The 19423-nt window shown below is 64.5% G+C and carries 23 protein-coding genes; 14 read left to right on the forward strand and 9 right to left on the reverse strand.

Annotation, left to right across the window (positions count from 1 at the left end; all coding sequences use genetic code 11):
* Positions 1-51 precede the first annotated feature (51 nt).
* The 3 genes from AC0V2Y_RS21570 to flgA form a co-directional block, all read right to left on the reverse strand.
* The gene (locus AC0V2Y_RS21570; RefSeq protein WP_475416626.1) at positions 52-519 is read right to left on the reverse strand and encodes a flagella synthesis protein FlgN; all 468 of its coding nucleotides are present in this window, start codon (positions 517-519) and stop codon (positions 52-54) included.
* An 8-nt stretch (positions 520-527) separates the two neighbouring features.
* Entirely contained in the window at positions 528-836 is a 309-nt protein-coding gene (flgM, locus tag AC0V2Y_RS21575) for a flagellar biosynthesis anti-sigma factor FlgM (protein ID WP_034787161.1), read from the reverse strand.
* Between the two features lie 111 nt (positions 837-947).
* Positions 948-1655: a flagellar basal body P-ring formation chaperone FlgA gene (flgA, locus tag AC0V2Y_RS21580; RefSeq protein WP_475416625.1), complete on the reverse strand. Its 708-nt coding sequence runs from the start codon at positions 1653-1655 to the stop codon at positions 948-950.
* 191 nt (positions 1656-1846) lie between these two features.
* Here flgA and flgB point away from each other — a divergent pair, with 191 nt between their 5' ends.
* The 13 genes from flgB (at position 1847) to AC0V2Y_RS21645 (ending at position 14828) form a co-directional block, all read left to right on the forward strand.
* Positions 1847-2299 (forward strand): flagellar basal body rod protein FlgB, encoded by a 453-nt coding sequence (gene flgB, locus AC0V2Y_RS21585; protein WP_475416624.1) that lies wholly within the window; start codon positions 1847-1849, stop codon positions 2297-2299.
* A 2-nt stretch (positions 2300-2301) separates the two neighbouring features.
* Complete coding sequence (flgC, locus tag AC0V2Y_RS21590) at positions 2302-2703, forward strand: flagellar basal body rod protein FlgC (RefSeq protein WP_071075845.1); 402 nt, start codon at positions 2302-2304, stop codon at positions 2701-2703.
* Between the two features lie 15 nt (positions 2704-2718).
* Positions 2719-3414, forward strand: a complete 696-nt coding sequence (locus AC0V2Y_RS21595; RefSeq protein WP_475416623.1) for a flagellar hook assembly protein FlgD — start codon at positions 2719-2721, stop codon at positions 3412-3414.
* Between the two features lie 52 nt (positions 3415-3466).
* On the forward strand, positions 3467-5014 hold the full coding sequence (locus AC0V2Y_RS21600) for a flagellar hook protein FlgE (protein WP_475416622.1): 1548 nt from the start codon (positions 3467-3469) through the stop codon (positions 5012-5014).
* Between the two features lie 182 nt (positions 5015-5196).
* A complete protein-coding gene (locus tag AC0V2Y_RS21605) occupies positions 5197-5940 on the forward strand; it encodes a flagellar basal body rod protein FlgF (RefSeq protein ID WP_046685936.1) in 744 nt (247 codons plus the stop codon).
* A gap of 72 nt (positions 5941-6012) precedes the next feature.
* Complete coding sequence (gene flgG / locus AC0V2Y_RS21610) at positions 6013-6795, forward strand: flagellar basal-body rod protein FlgG (RefSeq protein WP_071322383.1); 783 nt, start codon at positions 6013-6015, stop codon at positions 6793-6795.
* Between the two features lie 50 nt (positions 6796-6845).
* A complete protein-coding gene (locus tag AC0V2Y_RS21615) occupies positions 6846-7496 on the forward strand; it encodes a flagellar basal body L-ring protein FlgH (RefSeq protein ID WP_475416621.1) in 651 nt (216 codons plus the stop codon).
* A 2-nt stretch (positions 7497-7498) separates the two neighbouring features.
* A complete protein-coding gene (locus AC0V2Y_RS21620; RefSeq protein ID WP_475416620.1) occupies positions 7499-8614 on the forward strand; it encodes a flagellar basal body P-ring protein FlgI in 1116 nt (371 codons plus the stop codon).
* Positions 8615-8624: 10 nt separating this feature from the next.
* Positions 8625-9551, forward strand: coding sequence for a flagellar assembly peptidoglycan hydrolase FlgJ (gene flgJ, locus AC0V2Y_RS21625; RefSeq protein ID WP_475416619.1), 927 nt, complete (start codon positions 8625-8627; stop codon positions 9549-9551).
* 87 nt (positions 9552-9638) lie between these two features.
* On the forward strand, positions 9639-11606 hold the full coding sequence (gene flgK, locus AC0V2Y_RS21630; protein ID WP_475416618.1) for a flagellar hook-associated protein FlgK: 1968 nt from the start codon (positions 9639-9641) through the stop codon (positions 11604-11606).
* Between the two features lie 51 nt (positions 11607-11657).
* Positions 11658-12899 (forward strand): flagellar hook-associated protein FlgL, encoded by a 1242-nt coding sequence (gene flgL, locus AC0V2Y_RS21635; RefSeq protein WP_475416617.1) that lies wholly within the window; start codon positions 11658-11660, stop codon positions 12897-12899.
* 168 nt (positions 12900-13067) lie between these two features.
* Entirely contained in the window at positions 13068-13520 is a 453-nt protein-coding gene (locus tag AC0V2Y_RS21640; RefSeq protein WP_475416616.1) for a MarR family winged helix-turn-helix transcriptional regulator, read from the forward strand.
* Positions 13521-13568: 48 nt separating this feature from the next.
* The gene (locus AC0V2Y_RS21645) at positions 13569-14828 is read left to right on the forward strand and encodes an MFS transporter (protein WP_475416615.1); all 1260 of its coding nucleotides are present in this window, start codon (positions 13569-13571) and stop codon (positions 14826-14828) included.
* Between the two features lie 9 nt (positions 14829-14837).
* Here the strand turns inward: AC0V2Y_RS21645 and AC0V2Y_RS21650 are convergent, their stop codons facing one another.
* Entirely contained in the window at positions 14838-15740 is a 903-nt protein-coding gene (locus tag AC0V2Y_RS21650) for a LysR family transcriptional regulator ArgP (RefSeq protein WP_475416614.1), read from the reverse strand.
* Between the two features lie 73 nt (positions 15741-15813).
* On the opposite strand from AC0V2Y_RS21650, the gene AC0V2Y_RS21655 reads away from it, so the two are divergent.
* On the forward strand, positions 15814-16467 hold the full coding sequence (locus AC0V2Y_RS21655; protein ID WP_475416613.1) for a LysE/ArgO family amino acid transporter: 654 nt from the start codon (positions 15814-15816) through the stop codon (positions 16465-16467).
* Here the strand turns inward: AC0V2Y_RS21655 and fliR are convergent, their stop codons facing one another.
* The 5 genes from fliR to fliN are packed head-to-tail and all read right to left on the reverse strand — an operon-like array spanning position 16468 to position 19406.
* A complete protein-coding gene (gene fliR, locus AC0V2Y_RS21660) occupies positions 16468-17328 on the reverse strand; it encodes a flagellar biosynthetic protein FliR (protein WP_475416612.1) in 861 nt (286 codons plus the stop codon).
* Positions 17329-17350: 22 nt separating this feature from the next.
* Positions 17351-17620, reverse strand: coding sequence for a flagellar biosynthesis protein FliQ (gene fliQ / locus AC0V2Y_RS21665; RefSeq protein ID WP_034754044.1), 270 nt, complete (start codon positions 17618-17620; stop codon positions 17351-17353).
* 10 nt (positions 17621-17630) lie between these two features.
* Positions 17631-18389 carry a flagellar type III secretion system pore protein FliP gene (gene fliP, locus AC0V2Y_RS21670; protein WP_475416628.1) on the reverse strand — a complete coding sequence of 253 codons (759 nt, stop codon included), beginning with the start codon at positions 18387-18389 and terminating at the stop codon, positions 17631-17633.
* 7 nt (positions 18390-18396) lie between these two features.
* A complete protein-coding gene (gene fliO / locus AC0V2Y_RS21675; protein WP_475416611.1) occupies positions 18397-18975 on the reverse strand; it encodes a flagellar biosynthetic protein FliO in 579 nt (192 codons plus the stop codon).
* On the reverse strand, positions 18972-19406 hold the full coding sequence (gene fliN, locus AC0V2Y_RS21680) for a flagellar motor switch protein FliN (RefSeq protein WP_034754038.1): 435 nt from the start codon (positions 19404-19406) through the stop codon (positions 18972-18974). The genes fliO and fliN overlap by 4 nt, the downstream gene beginning before the upstream one ends.
* Positions 19407-19423: the final 17 nt, after the last annotated feature.

The following is a 19423-nucleotide window of genomic DNA, read 5'->3' on the forward strand; positions in this document are numbered from 1 at the left end:
GATGGGCGTGGTATGGGGGCCGCCGTTTCCTGCGCTGGGGGGGGGAGGGGCTTAGCCGATCACGACGCGCCGGCTGGCCGTGTTCGTCGTCGGCTGGCCGCTGGGACCGTAGAAATTGCCGCTCTGGGCCGGGGGGCGCATGGCGTTCAGGGCGCCTTGCGTGTGCAGCATGTGCTTGTTGATCAGCAGGCTGTTTAGGCGATTCTGTTCCTTCGCTTCGCGCGTCGTCTCGAGCAGGGCTTTCCACAGGGGCGCCGCCTCGGCTTCGCTGGCGCCGACCAGCCAGTCTTCCATGCCCGCTTCGGCGGCCGTGAAACCGGCTGCCGCCAGTGCCTGGTGGCGTTGCGCCGCCAGCTGGCTCAATTGTCCGACGAGTGCTGTCTTGCGCGCCGTGAGCTCCGTGATTGCATCGATGTCAGCGGCAACCAGATGCCGCTGTTCTTCTTTCATCAATGCCAGCAATGTGGTCATGAGCTGTTGCTCGTCGCGCAGGCTGGAAAACGGAGTCACTGATTGCATGGGGAAACCTATCTATTTCGTGAGTGCAGCAAGTCCTTGACCGTGTCGAGGAGACCGTCCGCCACTTTTTCAGAGTTGACCTGGAACTGGCCGTCGGCGATCGCCAGCTTGATGCGTTCGACTTTTTTCGTGTCGAACACGGCGCCGCTGCCGGCAGTTGCACTGGCCGCTAATGCCTGTCCTTGCGGCGACAGGCGTACATTGTCCGACGTCGTCGGCGTTGCCTGGGCTTTCTCGGCATTCCGGGCGCCGGAGGTGCTGGCGGGCGCCACCGGCAGGCCGGGATTGCTTTTAATGGTGTTATCGGTAATTTTCACAGCGTGATCCTCGTCTGGTCGAAGTCAAGAAACTCCGGGATATGTGTCATTATCGGCACCTTCTTCCGAAACTTTAGTGCGCCAGACCACAATATCGCTGCCCATCCGTGTTTAGAACGCCACCTCCACCATGCCGCCAGCCCGCGCCACGCCGCTGATCTGCTGGCCGCTCTGCGTGCGTACCTGCACCGTCTGGCCATCGCCGGCGCTGCCGATGGCGCGCCCTTCTGATGCTACCTGGAAACCGTTGCCACTGGAAACGACACGCACCAGCTGACCCTGCATCACCACGGGTTTGCGGCGCAGGGTGTCGAGGCGCATCGGCGTGCCTGGCGGCAAGGATATATTCGTGCTGGCGCCTACCACCTGGGCCATGTCGGTGGCGATGCCTGCGGGCAATGCGGCCAGGTCGCCCTGCATCGTCACCAGCTGGCTGGCGTCGATGGCTTGCCCTTGCGCCAGCGGCACGGCGCTGGCCACGTAGTCGCCCACGACGGCCACGTTCGCTTGCAGATAGATGGTCCAGCTGGACGGGGCCGTGCAGCGCACGCCCACGGTGGTCTTGCCCCAGGCGCGCGCGCCCGGCGCCATGAACGCTTGCGGCGCGGGGCAGGCGGCCAGGTTCAGGCGCGGATCGACGGCGCCGACGGTGATCGTCACCTTGCCCGGCAAGCCGTTGCTTTGCACCTGCAGGAATTGTTCCACGCTGTTGCGCAGCGCTTCCGGCGTTTGCCGGCCGGCGTTTTGCGCCTGCGCCAATACTGGCGGGGCGGCAAGCGGGATGGCTAGGGCAAGGAGGAAAGCGAGCGGTGTTTTCATGGTGATAGGCCTCTGGAATACTGCCATGATAGTGCGCGCCGCCCCGTTCGAAGCGCCGATTAAGGGGGAAAAGTACGGTCTGATCCGGCGATGGCCTTGCCGGCGGGCGCCGTACTATGTTTCCTGTCATCACTATACCGCCATCCTTCCGCCATCTCAGGCGCCAGTGGCAGATCTTTCCGGAGCCTGACATGATAGGGAAACTCGACGATTACATGCGCTTCAACGAGACGGCGCTGAGCCTGCGCTCGACGCGCCAGGAATTGCTCGCCTCGAATATCGCCAATGCGGACACGCCCAACTACAAGGCGCGCGACGTCGATTTCGCCGCCGCCCTGAAGGGGGCGATGGCGCGCAAGGATGGCGTGCCGCCGGCCCTGAAGGGCACGGCGCCGCAGCATATGCCGGGCAAGGGCGTCGCCGCCGCCGTGGGAAGCAGCACGGGCGGCAAGGTCGAGACCCTGGCCGACGGCACGCCGCTGCTGTACCGCGCGCCGGCCCAGGGCGCCGTCGACGGCAACACGGTCGACATGGACCTCGAGCGCAATGCCTTTGCCGACAACGCCATCCGCTACGAGGCGGCCGTGACGTTCCTCAACTCGCAGATCAAGGGCATGCTGACGGCCATCCAGGGAGGACAATAATCATGTCGCTATTTAATATCTTCAATGTGTCCGGTTCGGCCATGAGCGCCCAGGCGCAGCGCCTGAACACGGTGGCCAGCAACCTGGCCAATGCCGACAGCGCCACCAGCGCCACGGGCGAAGCCTACCGCGCCAAGCAGGTGGTGTTCGAAGCCGTGCCCATGGCCAACGGCGCCACGGCCGTCAAGGTGCAGAAGGTGATCGAGGACCCGTCGCCGATGAAGCTGGTCTACGACCCGAAGAATCCGCTGGCCGACGAGAAGGGCTACGTCACCATGCCCAACGTGAATACGGTCGACGAGATGGTCAACATGCTGTCCGCTTCGCGCTCGTACCAGACCAACGTGGAAACCATGAACGCGGCCAAGTCGCTGCTCCTGAAAACCCTTACCCTCGGCCAATAAGGCTGACTGATCATTATGGCAACCATCGATACCACGACCTCCGTCACCACCGACCTGATGGCGACGATGAATCCGAAGAAGACGACGGCCGCGGCAGGCAGTGTCGAAGCGGAAACGAACAAATTCCTCACCCTGCTGGTCACGCAGCTGAAAAACCAGGATCCGATGAACCCGCTGGACAATGCGCAATTGACCAGCCAGCTGGCGCAGTTGTCCACGGTGACGGGCGTCAACAAGCTCAACACGACCCTGGAAACCCTGAAGACCAGCTACCAGCAAGCCGAATCGATGCAGGCGGCCAACATCATCGGCCATGGCGTGTTGACGGCGGGCAAGGATATCAACCTGAGCAAGAGCGCCGCGCTGCTGGGCGTGGACCTGGCCACGGCGGCCGACAAGGTCAAGGTCATCATCTACAAGGATGGCAAGGAAGTCCATTCCATCGACCTGGGCGCACAGGAAGCGGGCACCTTGCCGCTGGGCTGGAACGGTTCCACCGCCGACCTCGACAAGGACGGCAAGCCGGTCGTGCTGGCCGATGGCGCCTACACCTTCACGGTGGAAGCCACGCGCGGCGGCACCAAGCTCAAGGATGCGACGGCGCTGATGTTCGGTTCGGTCGCCAGCGTGTCGACGGGCGCGAATGGCGTGAAATTGAATGTCCCGGGCGTGGGCAGCATCACCATGGCCGACGTGAAACAGATTCTGTAAGCCGCTGACCCTAGCGTGACCCTCTACCCCTAATTTCTACCAGGAGAACACAATGTCTTTCCAACAAGGCTTGAGCGGCTTGAATGGCGCCGCCAAATCGCTGGACGTCATCGGCAACAACATCGCCAACTCGTCCACCGTCGGTTTCAAGCAGTCGCAGGCCCAGTTCGCCGACATTTATGCCAACTCGCTGTATGGCGTGGGCGGCAACCAGGCGGGGATCGGCGTCTCCGTCTCGCAAATCGCCCAGCAATTTAACCAGGGTAACCTGGAAACCTCGTCGAATCCCCTCGACATCGCCATCAATGGCGGCGGCTTCTTCCGTACCAGCGTCAACGGCGCCGTCCAGTACTCGCGCAATGGCCAGTTCCAGGTCGACAAGAGCGGCTTCATCGTCAACGCCCAGCTGGCGCAGCTGACCGGCTATGCGGCCGATGCCAACGGCAAGATCGTCGCCGGCGCCGTCGTGCCCCTGCAGATCGACCAGTCGGACATGAAGCCCCAGGCGACGACCAAGGTCGACACGCAAGTCAACCTCAATTCGAACACGGCCATGCCGACCACGGTGCCGTTCAAGATCGGTGACGACACCACCTACAGCAAGCAGTTCCCCGTCGAAGTCTTCGATTCGCTGGGCAACTCCCACATCATGTCGAATTTCTATGTCAAGACGGGCACCAACACCTGGGACGTCTACTCGGCCGTTGACGGCACGGAAGTGACCAGCATGAAGGTCGCGGCCGCCCTGCAGACGGACCCTGCCTCGCTGGCCGCGCGCGCCGCCTACCAGGCTGCCGCCACGGCCGTGCCGCTGGTGCCGGCCAATGTGACGACGGCCGCCGTCGCCTATGGCAATGCGGTCGGCGCCGCCGTCTCGGCTGCTGCCGCCGCCGCGGGCGCCACGCCGGCGCAACTGGCCGCCATCGCCGCCACCTACGGTAGTGCCGTGCCGAATGGCATCAACTCGAGCCGCACACCCGACCAGATCGACGCGGCCATCCGCGCCGTGACCATGGTGCCGGCCGTCAAGACCGGTTCGCTGGTCTTCAACACGGTCGGCAGCCTGGACCGGGCCGCCATGCTGGCCCTGACGCCGCCGCAAACCTTGCCCGTCACCGTCAACCTGCCGATCTTCCCGGCCACGGGCGCCAATCCGACCCTGTCGGTCCAGGTCGATTTCAGCAAATCGACCCAGCTGGGCACCGCCACGGCGGAAAAGAAAACGGAAGCGGACGGCTACAAGGCGGGCCAGCTGAGCCAGTTCATCGTGGGCGACGACGGCGTCATCCAGGGCCAGTACAACAACGGCAAGACGCGCAGCCTGGGCCAGGTGGTGTTGAGCAACTTTACCAACCCGAACGGCCTGGAGCCGCTGGGCAACAACGCCTGGGTGGAAAGCTCGGCCTCGGGCAAACCCATCACGGGCGAACCGAAGACGGGCACCCTGGGCAACTTGCGCGCTTCGGCCGTGGAAGTGTCGAACGTCGACCTGACGGCGGAACTGGTCAACATGATCACGGCCCAGCGCGCCTACCAGGCGAATGCGCAGACCATCAAGACGCAGGATTCCGTTTTACAGACCCTGGTCAACCTGCGCTAACTTGGGGCGCCTCGTTAAGCTACTGCGCGTCTCACTGCCGGGCCGGCGTTGCTCGCTGTACCTCCGTACAGCTGCGCTACTCAACCCGGTATTGAACCGCTCGCTACGCTTTCCGAGGCACCCGTGATGTTGCAATATTTTTGCAGTAACCCCATCAGTTGCGATACAGGCAGGAGAAACACATGGACCGTCTCATCTACACCGCCGGCTCGGGCGCCAAGCATATCCTGGACAAGCAGGCGACCACGGCGAACAATCTGGCGAACGCCACCAGCACGGGTTTCCGTGCCCAGCTCGATTCGTTCCGCGCCGTGCCCGTGGTGGCCGACGGCATGATGCCGACGCGCGCCTTCGTCGTCGATTCGACGGTCGGTTCCGATTTCACGCAAGGCCCGATGCAGCACACGGGCCGCGCGCTCGACGTGGCCGTGGAAAATGCGGGCTGGATCGCGGTGCAGTCGGCCGACGGCTCCGAAGCCTACACGCGCAACGGCGCCCTGAAGCTCAATGAAAACGGCATGCTGCAGACGCAGTCGGGCCTGATGGTGCAGGGCGACACGGGCCCCATGGCGATTCCGCCGGGCGTGACGGTGGCCATCGCCAGCGACGGCACGGTGGGCACCATTTCCACCGACGTGCCTCCAGGCCCATCGACGGTGCTGGGACGCATCAAGCTGGTCAACCCGCCCGAGCAGCAGCTGGTGCGCGGCGACGACGGCCTGTTCCGCCTGAAGGATGGCACGGTGGCGCAGGCCGACCAGGCCGTCAAGCTGACCACCGGTGCGCTCGAGGGCAGCAATGTCAGCCCCGTCGACTCCATGGTCAGCATGATCGCCCTGGCGCGCCAGTTCGAAACGCAAATGAGCCTGTTGAAGAATGCCGAGAATAACGCGGCGAAAGCCACCCAGATCCTTGCTTTGAATTGATGGGGGCGCCCGCATAATGGTCACATAGAAATAGTCTACAGGGCTGGTTAGCGCTGTTATTGGAGAAAAATCATGATTCGTTCCCTTTGGATTGCCAAGACCGGCCTGGAAGCGCAGCAGACGCAGATGGACGTGATCGCCAATAACCTGGCCAACGTCAGCACCACGGGCTTCAAGAAGTCGCGCGCCGTGTTTGAAGACTTGCTGTATCAAAATGTGCGCCAGCCGGGCGCGCAATCGTCGCAGCAAACCCAGCTGCCATCGGGCTTGCAGATCGGCACGGGCGTGCGCACCGTGGCCACCGAACGCATCCATACGCAGGGCAATCCCCAGGCATCGGGCAATTCGCGCGACGTGATGGTCAACGGCACGGGTTTCTTCCAGGTGCTGATGCCGGACGGCGCCACCGCCTACACGCGCGACGGCTCCTTCCAGACCGATTCCAACGGCCAGCTGGTCACGTCCGAAGGTTTCGTCATCCAGCCCGCCATCACCGTGCCGACGAATGCGCTGAGCCTGACCGTGGCGCGCGACGGCACCGTGTCCGTCACCTTGCCCGACACGGTGGCGCCATCGCAGATCGGCTCGCTGCAGCTGACCACCTTCGTCAATCCGGCCGGCCTGGAGTCGAAGGGCGAAAACCTGTACATGGAAACGGGCGCCTCCGGCGTGGCGCAGACCAACACCCCGGGCACGAACGGCGCCGGCGTGCTGATGCAGGGCTATATCGAGACCTCGAACGTCAACGTGGCCGAGGAAATGGTCAACATGATCCAGACGCAGCGCGCCTACGAGATCAACAGCAAGGCCATCACCACATCCGACCAGATGCTGCAGAAATTGTCGCAACTTTAATTTTCATAGTCGTCATGCCATCCGCCGCCGGATGGCAGCGGAGGTTCGTCATGCAATACCCCATCATCGCCCTGTTGTCCGCAGTCCTGCTGTCCGGCTGCGCCATCACGCCTACGTCCATCGTGCAATATCCCACCACCACGCGCGCGCCGATGCCGGAACCGGTGGTCGTCAGCAACGGCTCCATCTACCAGCCGTCGACCTACCGTCCCGCCTTCGAAGACCGCCGCGCGCGCCACGTGGGCGACACCATGACGATCGCCATCACCGAGCGCACGAATGCCGTCAAGGCGGGTGCCAGTTCCGGCAACAAGTCGGGCAGCGTGGGCTTTTCCACGCCCGGCATCGCCCAGGGCCGCTTCGGCGCCACCGTGGCGGCGAATGGCGCGACCAAGTTTGCCGACGGCGACAACCAGTCCGCCAGCAACACCTTTTCCGGCGTAATCGGCGTGACGGTGATTGAAGTGCTGCCGAACGGCAACCTGATCGTCGCGGGCGAGAAACAGATCGCCATGAACAAGGGCACGGAATTCATCCGCTTCTCGGGCATGGTCAATCCGGACACCATCGGCACGGGCAACGTCGTGCCGTCGACCCAGGTGGCCGACGCGCGCGTCGAGTACCGCACCAACAGCCAGATCGACCGCGCCGAAATGGCCTCGATGGCCTCGCGCTTCTTCCTCAGCCTGCTGCCGTTCTGATCATGGCCACCTTTACTTTCCCCCGCTTTGCAGCTGTTTTCGGCCTGGCCATTTCTCTGCTGGCGCCCGTGGCGCAGGCCGAGCGCATCAAGGACCTGGCCAGCATCGCCGGCGTGCGCCAGAATCAGCTGATGGGCTATGGCCTCGTCGTCGGCCTCGACGGCAGCGGCGACCAGACCACGCAAACGCCATTCACCATCCAGAGCGTGGCGGCGATGCTGCAGCAGCAGGGCATCAACTTGCCGCAAGGCACCAGTTTGCAGCTGAAAAACGTGGCCGCCGTGATGGTGACGACGGCCTTGCCCGCGTTTGCCCAGCCGGGCCAGCTGCTCGACGTGACGGTGTCGTCGATGGGCAATGCGAAAAGCTTGCGCGGCGGCACTTTATTGATGACGCCGCTGAAGGGCGCCGATGGTCAGGTGTACGGCATGGCGCAGGGCAACGTGCTGGTGGGCGGCGTGGGCGCGCAGGCAGCCGGCAGCTCCGTCGTCATCAATCACCTGAGCGTGGGCCGCATCTCGGGCGGCGCCACCGTCGAGCGCAGCGTGCCTTCGGCGCTGGGCGCCAACAACACGATCCGCCTGGAATTGAACGCTACCGATTTCGCCACCGCCAGCCGCGTGGTCGACGCCATCAACAGCCGCTACGGCGCCGGCACGGCTGCCGCGCTGGACGGGCGCGTGATCCAGGTGCAGTCGCCGGGCGGCAGCGACCAGCGCGTGTCCTTCCTGGGCCAGCTGGAAAGCATCGAAGTCAACCCGGCCCGCCTGGCGGCCAAGGTCATCATGAATGCGCGCACCGGTTCCGTCGTCATGAACCAGTCCGTGACCCTGGAAACGTGCGCCATTTCGCACGGCAACCTGTCCGTCACCATCAATGTCGAGCCGCAGGTCAGCCAGCCGGCGCCCCTGTCGGGCGGGCGTACGGTGGTCACGCAGACGGCGCAGATCGATATCAAGAAGGAACCGGGCAAGGTCATGCTGGTCAAGGGCGGCGCTTCGCTGTCCGACGTGGTCAAGGCCCTCAACGCCATCGGCGCCTCGCCGCAGGACTTGCTGGCCATCCTGCAGGCGATGAAGGCGGCAGGCTCGCTGCGCGCCGAACTCGAAATCATTTGATGGACACGCCATGATCAGCCAAACCGACCTCAGCAAAACCGCCGCCTATGACGTCAAGGGCATGGATGGCTTGCGCCAGTCTGCCAAGGCGAAGGATCCCGCCGCCCTGAAAGAGGCGGCCACGCAATTCGAAGCCATGTTCATCAACATGATGATGAAAAGCATGCGCGAAGCCACGCCGCAGGACGGCATCATGGATAGCCAGCAAAGCAAGATGTACACCTCGATGCTGGACCAGCAGACGAGCCAGAACCTGGCCAAGCGGGGCACGGGCCTGGCGGACGTGCTGATCCGCCAGTTGTCGTCGTCGAACCAGGCGCTGGCCGCCGATGGCGCCGAAGCGCCGTCGCCCCGCTCGTCGAGCATGGCGCAGGCACTGGCCGCGTTCCGCCAGCAGCAGGGCGCCCTCACGGACGGCGCCGGCAGCGCCGCCGCCACCGGCAAGACCCTGAGCGACAAGGCCAACGCCACGCAGGCGCCGCACGTGCGCGCCTTCCAGGAAAAGCTGGGCGTGCATGCGGAAGAGGCGAGCCGCGCCACCGGCATCCCGGCCAAGTTCATGCTGGGCCAGGCGGCGCTGGAAACGGGCTGGGGCAAGCGCGAAATCATCAGCCGCGACGGCAGCAGCAGCCACAACCTGTTCGGCATCAAGGCGTCGGCCGACTGGAAGGGCAAGGTCACGGAAGCCGTCACCACGGAATATGTGAATGGCAAGGCGCAGCGCAAGGTGGAAAAATTCCGCGCCTACGACAGCTACGCGGACAGCTTCAAGGATTATGCGCAGTTGATTACCAACAATAAACGCTATGAAAAAGTCCTGGCCAGCGCGGGCGACGCCAGCACCTTTGCCCAGGGCTTGCAAAAGGCCGGCTATGCGACGGACCCGAATTACGCTGCCAAACTGACAAAAATCATCAAGCATTCGCTGGTCGGCTAATCCCCGCCTGACCCTGAGGCAGCGCGGGTGCTTCAAGTTTTGTCCGCGGATGCCGTTAATACTCATGACAGTAACCAATAAGACACCATGACTTCGAATCTCCTCAGCATCGGTAAGAGCGGTTTGCTTGCAGCGCAGGTGGGCCTGTCGACGACCGGGCATAACATCACCAATGCCAACGTGGACGGTTACAACCGCCAGGTGGTGCTGCAGCAGACGGCGCAGTTCAACAATGCCGGTTATGGTTTTGTTGGCAATGGTACCGAGGTATCGCAAGTCAAGCGCCAGTACGACGGCTTCATGGCGGCCCAGGTGAATGGCGCGCAATCGGCCACCAGCTCGCTCGATGCGTACTACACGCAGATCAGCCAGATCGACAATATGCTGGCCGATCCCACGGCCGGGCTGTCGCCGGCGATGGCCGATTTCTTCAAGGGCGTGCAGGATTTCAGCTCGAATGCCTCGTCCGTGTCGTCGCGCCAGGCATTGCTGTCGAGCGCAAACTCGCTGACGGCGCGCTTCCAGGGCCTCAGCGCGCGCCTGACGGAAATCGGCGACGGCGTCAATTCGCAGATCACCTCGAACGTGAAGGTGATCAATTCCTACGCCAAGCAGATCGCGGAACTGAATACGGCGATTACCAACCTGACCGTGAATGAAAGCAATCAGCCCAACGATTTGCTGGACCAGCGCGACCAGCTGATCACGGAGCTGAACAAATACGTCAAGGCAACGGTTCAGCCTGGCGCCGGCAACTCGATTACCGTCTCGATCGGCTCGGGCCAGCCGCTGGTGGTGGGCGACAAGAACTTTGAACTGGCCGTCACGCCGTCGCCGACGGATCCGAACCGCCTGGACGTGGGCTATGTGACGGGCACGAGCGTCACCAAGCTGTCGGAAAGTTCCCTCAGCGGCGGCGCGCTGGGCGGCTTGCTGGAGTTCCGCAGCGGTAGCCTGGACCGCATCCAGAATTCGCTGGGCAAGGTGGCCATCGCGCTCGCGTCCACCTTCAATGAACAGCACAAGCTGGGCCAGGACTTGAATGGCGACATGGGGACCGACTTCTTCAAGTTGCCCGATCCCGTCATTGGCGCCGACTACCGCAACAACGCGACCAGCACGACCGCGCTGTCGGCCAAGGTCAGCGATCCGACCAAGCTGACGGCCAGCGATTATGCCGTGAAGTACGACGGCACGAACTATGTGGTGACGCGCCAGAGCGACGGCGCCAAAACGACCATCAACCCGTATCCGCAAACCGTGCCGCAAACCATCGACGGCGTGGATTTCTCGATCTCGGGCACGGCTGCCGAGGGCGACAACTTCATGGTCAGGCCGACGGCCCACGGCGCGTCCGACCTGGCCGTGGCGATTACCGACCGCAACAAGCTGGCCGCCGGCGCGCCGATCGCCACGGGTGCACCCGTCAGCAACACGGGCAGCGGCAAGCTCGGCGCAGGTAGCGTGGACAAAGCCTATTTAACGCCGGGCAATGCCTTGACGGGTACCGTCACCTTGACGTACGACAAGGCGACCACCTCGCTGTCGGGATTTCCCGCGGGCCAGGCCGTGACGGTGAAAGGCTTGAACGGCGCCACCACCACGTATCCGGCCGGCACGGCGAACATTCCGTACACGGAAGGCGACAGCTTCAGCTTTGGCGGCATCAACGTCAACATGACGGGCGCGCCGGCGCAGGGCGATAAATTCACCATCGCGCCGAACTCGGGCGGCGTGGGCGACAACCGCAATGCCAGCTTGCTGGCGGGCTTGCAAACGAAAAACATTCTCGATGGCGGCAAGGCGACGTTCCAGGGGTCGTACGCGGAAACCGTCAGCTATGTGGGCAACAAGACGCGCGAAGTGCAGGTCAGCGGCCTGGCCAGTCTGGCCTTGCTGCAGCAGACCAGCACGCAGCAGCAGGCCGTTTCCGGCGTCAACCTCGATGAAGAGGCCGCCAACCTGCTGCGCTACCAGCAAGCCTACCAGGCTTGCGGCAAGGTCATGCAGATCGCCAGCACCCTGTTCGACGTGGTCATCGGCCTCGGACGTTAATTATTCAAGCGGCGGCGCCTGGCGTCCGCCGCCATCAGGAAGGGCAGCATCATGCGCATCAGTACCAAAATGATCTATGACGCGGGCAGCACGCAGCTGAACAATCTGCAGGGCGCGTTGAACCGCACCCAGATGCAGCTGTCGGCGAACCGCCGCAACCTGACGCCGGCCGACGATCCGATCGCCTCGGCGCGCGCGCTGGAAGTGACGCAGTCGCAATCGATCAATACGCAATTCGTGACGAACCGCTCGAACGCCAAGAATTTCCTGTCGCAGGAAGAGCTGGCACTGGCCAGCACCACCTCGCTGATCGCCGACGTGCAGGATCTGGTGCTGAAGGCCGGTAATCCGGCCTTGAAGGATATCGACCGCCAGAGCCTGGCCACGGAGCTGAAGGGGCGCTTGACCGACCTGATGGGCATCGCCAACACGTCCGACAACGCGGGCGGCTACCTGTTCGGCGGCTACAAGTCGACGACGCAGCCGTTCAGCCAGACGCCGGGCGGCGCCACCTACGTGGGCGACCAGGGCCAGCGCGAGCTGCAAGTGGGCTCGGCCCGCTACCTGGCCACCAGCGACTCGGGCGCGGCCGTGTTCGAGAACATCTTGACGGGCAACGGCAAGTTCACCACGGCGGCCGACCCGGGCAACTTCACGCGGGGCGGCGCCGGCATCATTTCCGGCGGCACCGTCACCGATCCCACCAAGTTGACGGGGCACAAGTATTCGATCGATTTCCAGGTGACGGGCACGGGCACGGATGCCAAGACGACCTATACCGTGACGGATGTGACCCTGGGCCAGACCATCCCGAATCCCGCCGTGCCGGTGGCCTATAAATCGGGCGACGCCATCAACTTTGACGGCCAGCAAGTCAATGTCGCGGGCAAGCCGGCCGACCTGGACAAGTTCACCCTGGAACCCAGCGGCAAGGAATCGATCTTTACCACGATTACCAACCTGATCGGCGCACTGGGCCAGCCGGCCTCGGGCGACGCGGGGCAGGCGCGCCTGACGGCCAGCCTGAACGCGGCGCACGATCTGCTCGACACGGCCTACGACAACGTGCTGTCCGTGCGCGCGGAAGTCGGTTCGCGCCTGAAGGAGATCGACACGCTCGACAGCGCCGGCGACGACCTCGACCTGCAATATGCGAGCACCCTGTCGGGCTTGCAGGACCTGGACATGGTGAAGGCGATTTCCCTGTTCAGCCAGCAGCAGATCACCCTGCAGGCGGCGCAGAAGTCCTTCACGTCGATCTCGGGCCTGTCGCTGTTCAACTACATCAGCTAAGCGGCCAGCCGCAGGATGACCGGCAAGCCGGGACGGCGAGGATGCATACCTCGCGCCCCGGTTTTTTTGCGTCCGCATTCTGGCTACTTGGACAAGATATGCAGGCAAACTGCGCAGTCTACCTGTGTATCTGTTATACTTGAGTCTGTTGATCCACCAGCGTTCCCCATGAGCACCCCACAAGAAGACCACGAAGATCACGAGCAGGTGCTGCAGTTGGCCGGCGAATTGCGCATTCTCATCGGCAAACTACGCCGCCGCCTGCGCGAGGAAGCGCATCTGGGCGACGTCAGCATGTCGCAGGCATCCGTGCTCAGCCGTCTTGAGCGCGACGGCCCGGCCACGGCCAGCAGTCTGGCGCGCGCCGAAGGCATGCGGCCCCAGTCGATGGCCGCCACGGTGCTGGCGCTGACCGAGGCGCAGCTGGTGACGGGCTCGCCCGATCCGCGCGATGGCCGGCAGACGATCTTGACCCTGACGGACAGCTGCCGCGCCTGGATCGCGGCCAGCCGCGCCGCGCGCGAAGACTGGCTGGCGCGGACCATCGAAACCCGGCTCACGCCGGCCGAAGTCACCGAGCTGGACAAAGCGGTGGCCCTACTCAAACGCTTGGCGGAGTGATCCGCTGAATTTTTCACCACGACCCCGGCAAGGAGCCCGCACGCCCAGATGAACAACACATTCCGTTCGCTACGCATTCCCAATTACCGTATCTGGGCCGGCGGCGCCCTCGTGTCGAATATCGGCACGTGGATGCAGCGCACGGCGCAGGATTGGCTGGTGCTGAGCGAACTGACGCAGCACAATGCCAGCGCCGTCGGCATCGTCATGGCCTTGCAATTCGGCCCGCAGCTGCTGTTGCTGCCCCTGACGGGCATGGCGGCCGACTTGCTCGACCGCAGGAAATTGCTGCTGTGTACGCAGGCGGCCATGGGCTTGCTGGCGCTGGGACTGGGCATGCTGTGCATCAGCGGCCTGGTACAACTGTGGCACGTGTATGTGTTTGCTTTTCTGCTGGGCTGCGTGACGGCCTTCGATGCGCCCGTGCGCCAGACTTTCGTGGCCGAGATCGTCGGCGAGGAAGACTTGACGAATGCCGTGGCGCTCAATTCCACCTCGTTCAATGCGGCGCGCATGCTGGGCCCGGCCGTGGCCGGCTTACTCATCAGCAGCGTCGGCAGCGGCTGGGTCTTCATCATCAATGCCGTCTCATTTGCGGCCGTGATCGGTTCGCTGTTGCTGCTGCGCGTGGAATTGCTGCGCCGCGCGCCGCGCCTGAAAGCCACGCGCGCCAGCCTGGGCGAAGGTTTCCGCTACGTGCGCCAGCGGCCCGACTTGATGGCCATCCTGCTGATGCTGTTCCTGATCGGCACCTTCGGCTTGAATTTCCCGATTTTCCTGTCGACCATGTCGGTGACGGCCTTCCATGCGGGCGCCAGCCAGTACGGCGTGCTCAGCTCCGTGATGGCGTGCGGCTCCGTGGCCGGCGCCCTGCTGGCGGCGGGCCGCGGCCAGCCGACGCTGGCCTTGCTGCTGGGGGCGGCGGCGCTGTTCGGCCTGGCTTGCGCGCTGGCCGCCGTGATGCCCAATTACTGGCTGTTCGGCATGATGCTGGTGGTCATCGGCATCGCCGCGCAAACCTTTACCACCAGCGTCAACAGCAGCGTGCAACTGTCGACGGCGCCCGCCATGCGGGGCCGCGTGATGGCGATAGTCCTGGCCATCTCGGCGGGCGGCACGCCGCTGGGGGCGCCCGTCGTGGGCTGGGTCGCCGACACCTTCGGCCCGCGCTGGGCGCTGGGCATCGCCGCGCTGTCGGGTCTGGCGGCCGCCCTCGTCGGCGTGCGCTACCTGGTCAAGCATCACCAATTGCGCCTGAATCTTGACCTGCGGCGCTGGCGCGTGGCGCTCGGCGGCGATCAGTCCTGACGCTAGCCCTCAGGGCGGCAGCAGGCCCGTGCGGGCGGCGGCCAGGATGGCGCCGCTCAAGCCGTCGAGCAGGCCGGACGCGGCGCGTGCCGTATGCCAGTGCAGCGCGACGTCGAGCGGGGTGTCCGGCAGCAGTTCGACCAGGCTGCCATTGTCGAGATGTGGCTGGATCAGCGCCTGCGGGTGCAAGCCCCAGCCCATGCCGGCCAAGCCGGCCGTGACGAAGGCATGCGGCGAGGGCAGGGCATGGCGCGGCAGCTCCACGTGCCGGTGGCACAGGCGCCGCACCCAGCGCGCTTGCAGCTCGTCCTTGGCATTGAACACGAGGCTGGGCGCCAAGGCCAGGCTGGCGGCACCCACGCCGTGGGCAAAGTACCGTTGCAGGAAGGCGGGGCTGGCGGCGGCCAGGTAGCGCATGGCGCCCAGCGGGCGGCTGTTGCAGCCCGATGCGGGCCGGGCCGTGGCGCTGACGGCGGCCAGCACGGCGCCGCTGCGCAGCCAGTCGGCCGTGTGGTCCTGGTCGTCGACGGCCACTTGCAGCAGCACCGGTTGGGCGGCCGCGAAGGCGGCGATGGCGGGCGCCAGCCAGGTGGCCAGGCTGTCGGCATTCACGGCGACGGGCACGCTGGCGCGCGACACGCCCAGTGCTGTCTGCGCCAGCGCCGGCAAGGCGCCCTGCAAATCCTGTTCGAGCAGCTGCACCTGGTCCACGTGCTGGCACAGGCGCCGGCCCGTGTCCGTGGCGCGGCAGGGCTGGTCGCGTATCACCAGCGCGCAGCCGACGCGCTCTTCCAGCAGGCGGACGCGCTGCGAAATGGCCGATGGCGTCACGTGCAAGGCGCGTGCCGCGCGCTCGAAACTGCCTTCACGGATCACTGCGGCCAGGGCGCTGAGCGATGCATAGTCGAGCATGAATGAAGTTTTCCTTAATTGGCAACAGAAAAGGTAGTTTGCCTTCATTTTATCGGGCAGGCAAGATGCGTGCATGACACTCTTGACCGCCGCCACCCCACCCGTCTTTTCCGTCTTTCTCCAGGGCTTGACCCTGGGCCTGGGACTCATCGTTGCCATCGGCTCGCAAAATGCCTTTGTTCTGCGGCAAGGCTTGCGCCGCGAACATGTGGGCGCCATCGTGCTGTTTTGCGCCCTGGCCGATGCGGCGCTGATCGGCGCCGGGGTGCTGGGCATGGCCCATGCGTTGGGGCAGCGCCCCTTGCTGGCCAGCGCGCTGGCATTGGGCGGCGCCGTTTTCCTGGCCGTCTACGGTTGGCAAGCCCTGCGGCGCGCCCGCCGGCCGCAGCAACTGCGCGCGGCCGAAGGCGGTGCCGGGCTGGCGCTGGGCGCCATCCTGGCCCAGGCGGCCGCATTTACCTTGCTCAATCCCCATGTCTATCTGGATACGGTATTGCTGGTGGGAAGCATCGGCGCCCAGCAGCCGGGCGCGCTGCGCGGCTGCTTCATCGCCGGCGCCAGCGCGGCCAGCCTGCTGTGGTTTGCATCGCTGGGCTATGGCGCGCGCTGGCTGGCGCCGTGGTTTGCGCGGCCCCGGGCCTGGCAAGTGCTCGATGGCTTGATCGGCGTCACCATGTTCATGCTGTCGGCGTTGCTGTTGCGCCACGCGCTGGGCTGGCAGCCCTGATCAGCGCGCAGGCGGCAGCGGCGCCGGTGGCGCGGGACGCAGGGGATTCGGCGGCGCGGGCGGGGGTGGCCGGTCGCGCGTGGCAAAGCCGCGCGGCAGCAGCCGCGCCGTTTCTATGCCGCGCAGGAACATGTTCTGGAACGGCGTGGCCAGATAGGGCAGGACCATGCCGATCACCAGCAAGCCCACGCCCAGGGTGACGGGAAAGCCGATACCGAAGATGTTCAGCTGCGGCGCGGCCCGCGTCAAGATGCCCAGGGCCACGTTGGTCAGCAGCAGGGCGGCGATGATGGGCAGCGAAATCTGCAGGCCGGAACGGAAGATTTCCCCGCCCCAGGCCGCCAATTGCTGGAAACCGCCGCCGCTGATGGGACTCGATGAAATCGGCAGGCTGACGAAGCTTTCCGCCAGCGCCGCCAGCAAGACCAGGTGGCCGTTGACAGTCAAAAACATCAACGTGGCCAGCATGACGAGGAACTGGCTGATGGCGGACGACCTGCCCTTGGTTTGCGGGTCGAAGAACGAGGCGAAGCCCAGGCCCATGGTCAGACTGCTGAGTTCACCGGCCATTTCAATGGCGGAAAACACGATGCGGATGGAAAAGCCCATGGCCAGCCCGACCAGCATCTCCTGCGTGAGGATCAGCAGACCGGGCAGGGACATCGGATTGACGGCAGGCAAGGCCGGTACGGTGGGGGCGATGATCATGGCCAGCAGCGCACCGAGGGTCACCTTCACGCTGGCGGGCAAGGCCGCGTTGCCGAACAGGGGCGCGGCCGCGATCAGGCCGAGGATGCGACTAAGCGGCCACAGCAGTGCTGCGATCCACGTGTTCAGTTCGATGCTCGACAGGGTCAGCATGGCGTATGCCGCGGCACCATGCCTAGCCGACCAGGTTCGGGATGCCGGTGAATACCTGGCGCATGTAGTCGAGCATGACGGACAGCATCCATGGACCGGCCACGACGATGGCGACGAAGATGCCGACCAGCTTGGGAATGAAGGACAGGGTCGCCTCGTTGATCTGCGTGGCCGCCTGGAAAATACTCACGATCAAGCCGATGATGAGGGCGACCAGCAGCATGGGCGCGGCCACCATCAGCGTGATTTCCATCGCATGGCGGCCCAGGGTCATGACGCTTTCGGGTGTCATCGTAATTCCCCTAGTAAAAACTCTGGGACAGCGAGCCCAGCAGCAACTGCCAGCCATCGACCAGCACGAACAGCATCAGCTTGAACGGCAGCGAGATCGTGGCGGGCGACATCATCATCATGCCCATCGACATCAGCACGCTGGCGACCACCATGTCGATGATCAAGAACGGGATGAAGATGGCAAAGCCGATCTGGAACGCCGTCTTCAGTTCGCTGGTGACGAAGGCGGGTACGAGGATGCGCAGCGGCACGTCTTCCGGACCTTGCAGGGCGGCCGAGCGCGACATCTTGGCGAACAGGGCCAGGTCGGCCTGGCGCGTCTGCTTGAGCATGAAGGTTTTCAGGGGATCGACACCCTTGTCCATCGCCTGCTGCATGCTGATCTTGTTTTCCTGATACGGTTGATATGCATCCGTATAGATCTTGTCGAACACGGGCCCCATGACGAACAGGGTCAGGAACAGGGCCAGCCCCACCAGCACCTGGTTCGGCGGCGCCGATTGCGTGCCGATGGCCTGGCGCAGCAGGGACAGCACGATGATGATGCGCGTAAAGCAGGTCATCATCAGCAAGGCTGCCGGCAGGAAGGTGAGCGACGTCATCAGGATGAGCGTCTGCACCGGCAGCGAGTAATTCTGGCCGCCGCCCGGCGCCGGCGTGCTGTTGAACGCAGGAATGCCCGGTTCGGCCAGCGCCCACAGCGGCAATGCCAGGGCGGCGGCCGCCAGCAGCCAGGTCAGGGGAGTCTTCAAGGTGGAGCACGCCATCTGCTGCTTATTTCCCATTGCGTTTTTCGATGGTCTGTTTCAGCCACTCGGAAAAATTGGCGGCCGCGGGGCCGTTTTGCGCCGTCGCCAGTTGCGGCAATTCGCCTTCCTGACGCGGTATGGTGGCCAGCGCGTTGATCCTGCCGGGCGAGGCGCCGACGACGATCCACTGGTCGGCCACTTCGACGAGGACGATGCGTTCGCGTCCGCCCAGGTTGAGCGAGCTGACGACGCGCATCTTGCTGTTGCCGCCCATGACCTTGGGGCCATAGCGTTTCATGAACCAGGCCAGGCCGATCAGCAGGGCCAGCACGAACACCAGCGCGAAGATGGTTTGCAGCAGGCTGCCGGCCGAGCTTGTCGGCGCCATCGTCATGGGCGCGCCGGGGGGCATGGCGGGCAGGGCGGCGGCAGGCGAAGTGGCCGGCACCGTTGCTGCGGCAACAGGCGGTGTCTCGCTTGCTACCGCGACGGAAGCGCTGGCGGCGCTGGCCGCCGGTGCCGATGCGGCTGCCGGTTCCGCGTGGGCAATGCTGCATGCCGCCAGCAGCGGCAGCACAGTGGAAATCAACAGGCCAGGCTTCATTTATTCAATTTTCGGATGCGTTCGGAAGGCGTGATGATGTCGGTCAGGCGGATGCCGAACTTGTCATTGACCACCACCACTTCGCCCTGGGCGATCAGGCAGCCGTTCACCAGCACGTCCATCGGTTCGCCGGCCAGGCCGTCGAGCTCGACCACGGAACCCTGCGCCAGTTGCAGCAGGTTCTTGATGGCGATCTTGGTGCGGCCCAGTTCGACCGTCAGCTGCACCGGGATGTCGAGGATGAAATCGATATCGTTGTGCGTTTCCGACTTCGATGCCTGCTTGGAAAAGTCCTTGAACACGGCGGCGCTGGCCGCGCTGGCCGTATTGGCGGCCTGGTTCTGCAGCGCTTCGGCTTCCGCCTTGGCCTGCTCGGCAATGGCCGCGCCCCAATCGTCTTCCGCGCTTTGGTCGTCTTGGTTGTCAGACATGTGTTTCTCCTGTTGTA

The sequence above is a fragment of the Janthinobacterium sp. BHSEK genome (genome assembly GCF_056174685.1).

Excerpts from the sequence above, each read along its gene's own strand:
- AC0V2Y_RS21570 (WP_475416626.1), bottom strand. The coding sequence starts at position 519 with ATGCAATCAGTGACTCCGTTTTCCAGCCTGCGCGACGAGCAACAGCTC.
- flgA (WP_475416625.1), bottom strand. The coding sequence starts at position 1,655 with ATGAAAACACCGCTCGCTTTCCTCCTTGCCCTAGCCATCCCGCTTGCC.
- flgB (WP_475416624.1), top strand. The coding sequence starts at position 1,847 with ATGATAGGGAAACTCGACGATTACATGCGCTTCAACGAGACGGCGCTG.
- flgC (WP_071075845.1), top strand. The coding sequence starts at position 2,302 with ATGTCGCTATTTAATATCTTCAATGTGTCCGGTTCGGCCATGAGCGCC.
- AC0V2Y_RS21595 (WP_475416623.1), top strand. The coding sequence starts at position 2,719 with ATGGCAACCATCGATACCACGACCTCCGTCACCACCGACCTGATGGCG.
- AC0V2Y_RS21600 (WP_475416622.1), top strand. The coding sequence starts at position 3,467 with ATGTCTTTCCAACAAGGCTTGAGCGGCTTGAATGGCGCCGCCAAATCG.
- AC0V2Y_RS21605 (WP_046685936.1), top strand. The coding sequence starts at position 5,197 with ATGGACCGTCTCATCTACACCGCCGGCTCGGGCGCCAAGCATATCCTG.
- flgG (WP_071322383.1), top strand. The coding sequence starts at position 6,013 with ATGATTCGTTCCCTTTGGATTGCCAAGACCGGCCTGGAAGCGCAGCAG.
- AC0V2Y_RS21615 (WP_475416621.1), top strand. The coding sequence starts at position 6,846 with ATGCAATACCCCATCATCGCCCTGTTGTCCGCAGTCCTGCTGTCCGGC.
- AC0V2Y_RS21620 (WP_475416620.1), top strand. The coding sequence starts at position 7,499 with ATGGCCACCTTTACTTTCCCCCGCTTTGCAGCTGTTTTCGGCCTGGCC.
- flgJ (WP_475416619.1), top strand. The coding sequence starts at position 8,625 with ATGATCAGCCAAACCGACCTCAGCAAAACCGCCGCCTATGACGTCAAG.
- flgK (WP_475416618.1), top strand. The coding sequence starts at position 9,639 with ATGACTTCGAATCTCCTCAGCATCGGTAAGAGCGGTTTGCTTGCAGCG.
- flgL (WP_475416617.1), top strand. The coding sequence starts at position 11,658 with ATGCGCATCAGTACCAAAATGATCTATGACGCGGGCAGCACGCAGCTG.
- AC0V2Y_RS21640 (WP_475416616.1), top strand. The coding sequence starts at position 13,068 with ATGAGCACCCCACAAGAAGACCACGAAGATCACGAGCAGGTGCTGCAG.
- AC0V2Y_RS21645 (WP_475416615.1), top strand. The coding sequence starts at position 13,569 with ATGAACAACACATTCCGTTCGCTACGCATTCCCAATTACCGTATCTGG.
- AC0V2Y_RS21650 (WP_475416614.1), bottom strand. The coding sequence starts at position 15,740 with ATGCTCGACTATGCATCGCTCAGCGCCCTGGCCGCAGTGATCCGTGAA.
- AC0V2Y_RS21655 (WP_475416613.1), top strand. The coding sequence starts at position 15,814 with ATGACACTCTTGACCGCCGCCACCCCACCCGTCTTTTCCGTCTTTCTC.
- fliR (WP_475416612.1), bottom strand. The coding sequence starts at position 17,328 with ATGCTGACCCTGTCGAGCATCGAACTGAACACGTGGATCGCAGCACTG.
- fliQ (WP_034754044.1), bottom strand. The coding sequence starts at position 17,620 with ATGACACCCGAAAGCGTCATGACCCTGGGCCGCCATGCGATGGAAATC.
- fliP (WP_475416628.1), bottom strand. The coding sequence starts at position 18,389 with ATGGCGTGCTCCACCTTGAAGACTCCCCTGACCTGGCTGCTGGCGGCC.
- fliO (WP_475416611.1), bottom strand. The coding sequence starts at position 18,975 with ATGAAGCCTGGCCTGTTGATTTCCACTGTGCTGCCGCTGCTGGCGGCA.
- fliN (WP_034754038.1), bottom strand. The coding sequence starts at position 19,406 with ATGTCTGACAACCAAGACGACCAAAGCGCGGAAGACGATTGGGGCGCG.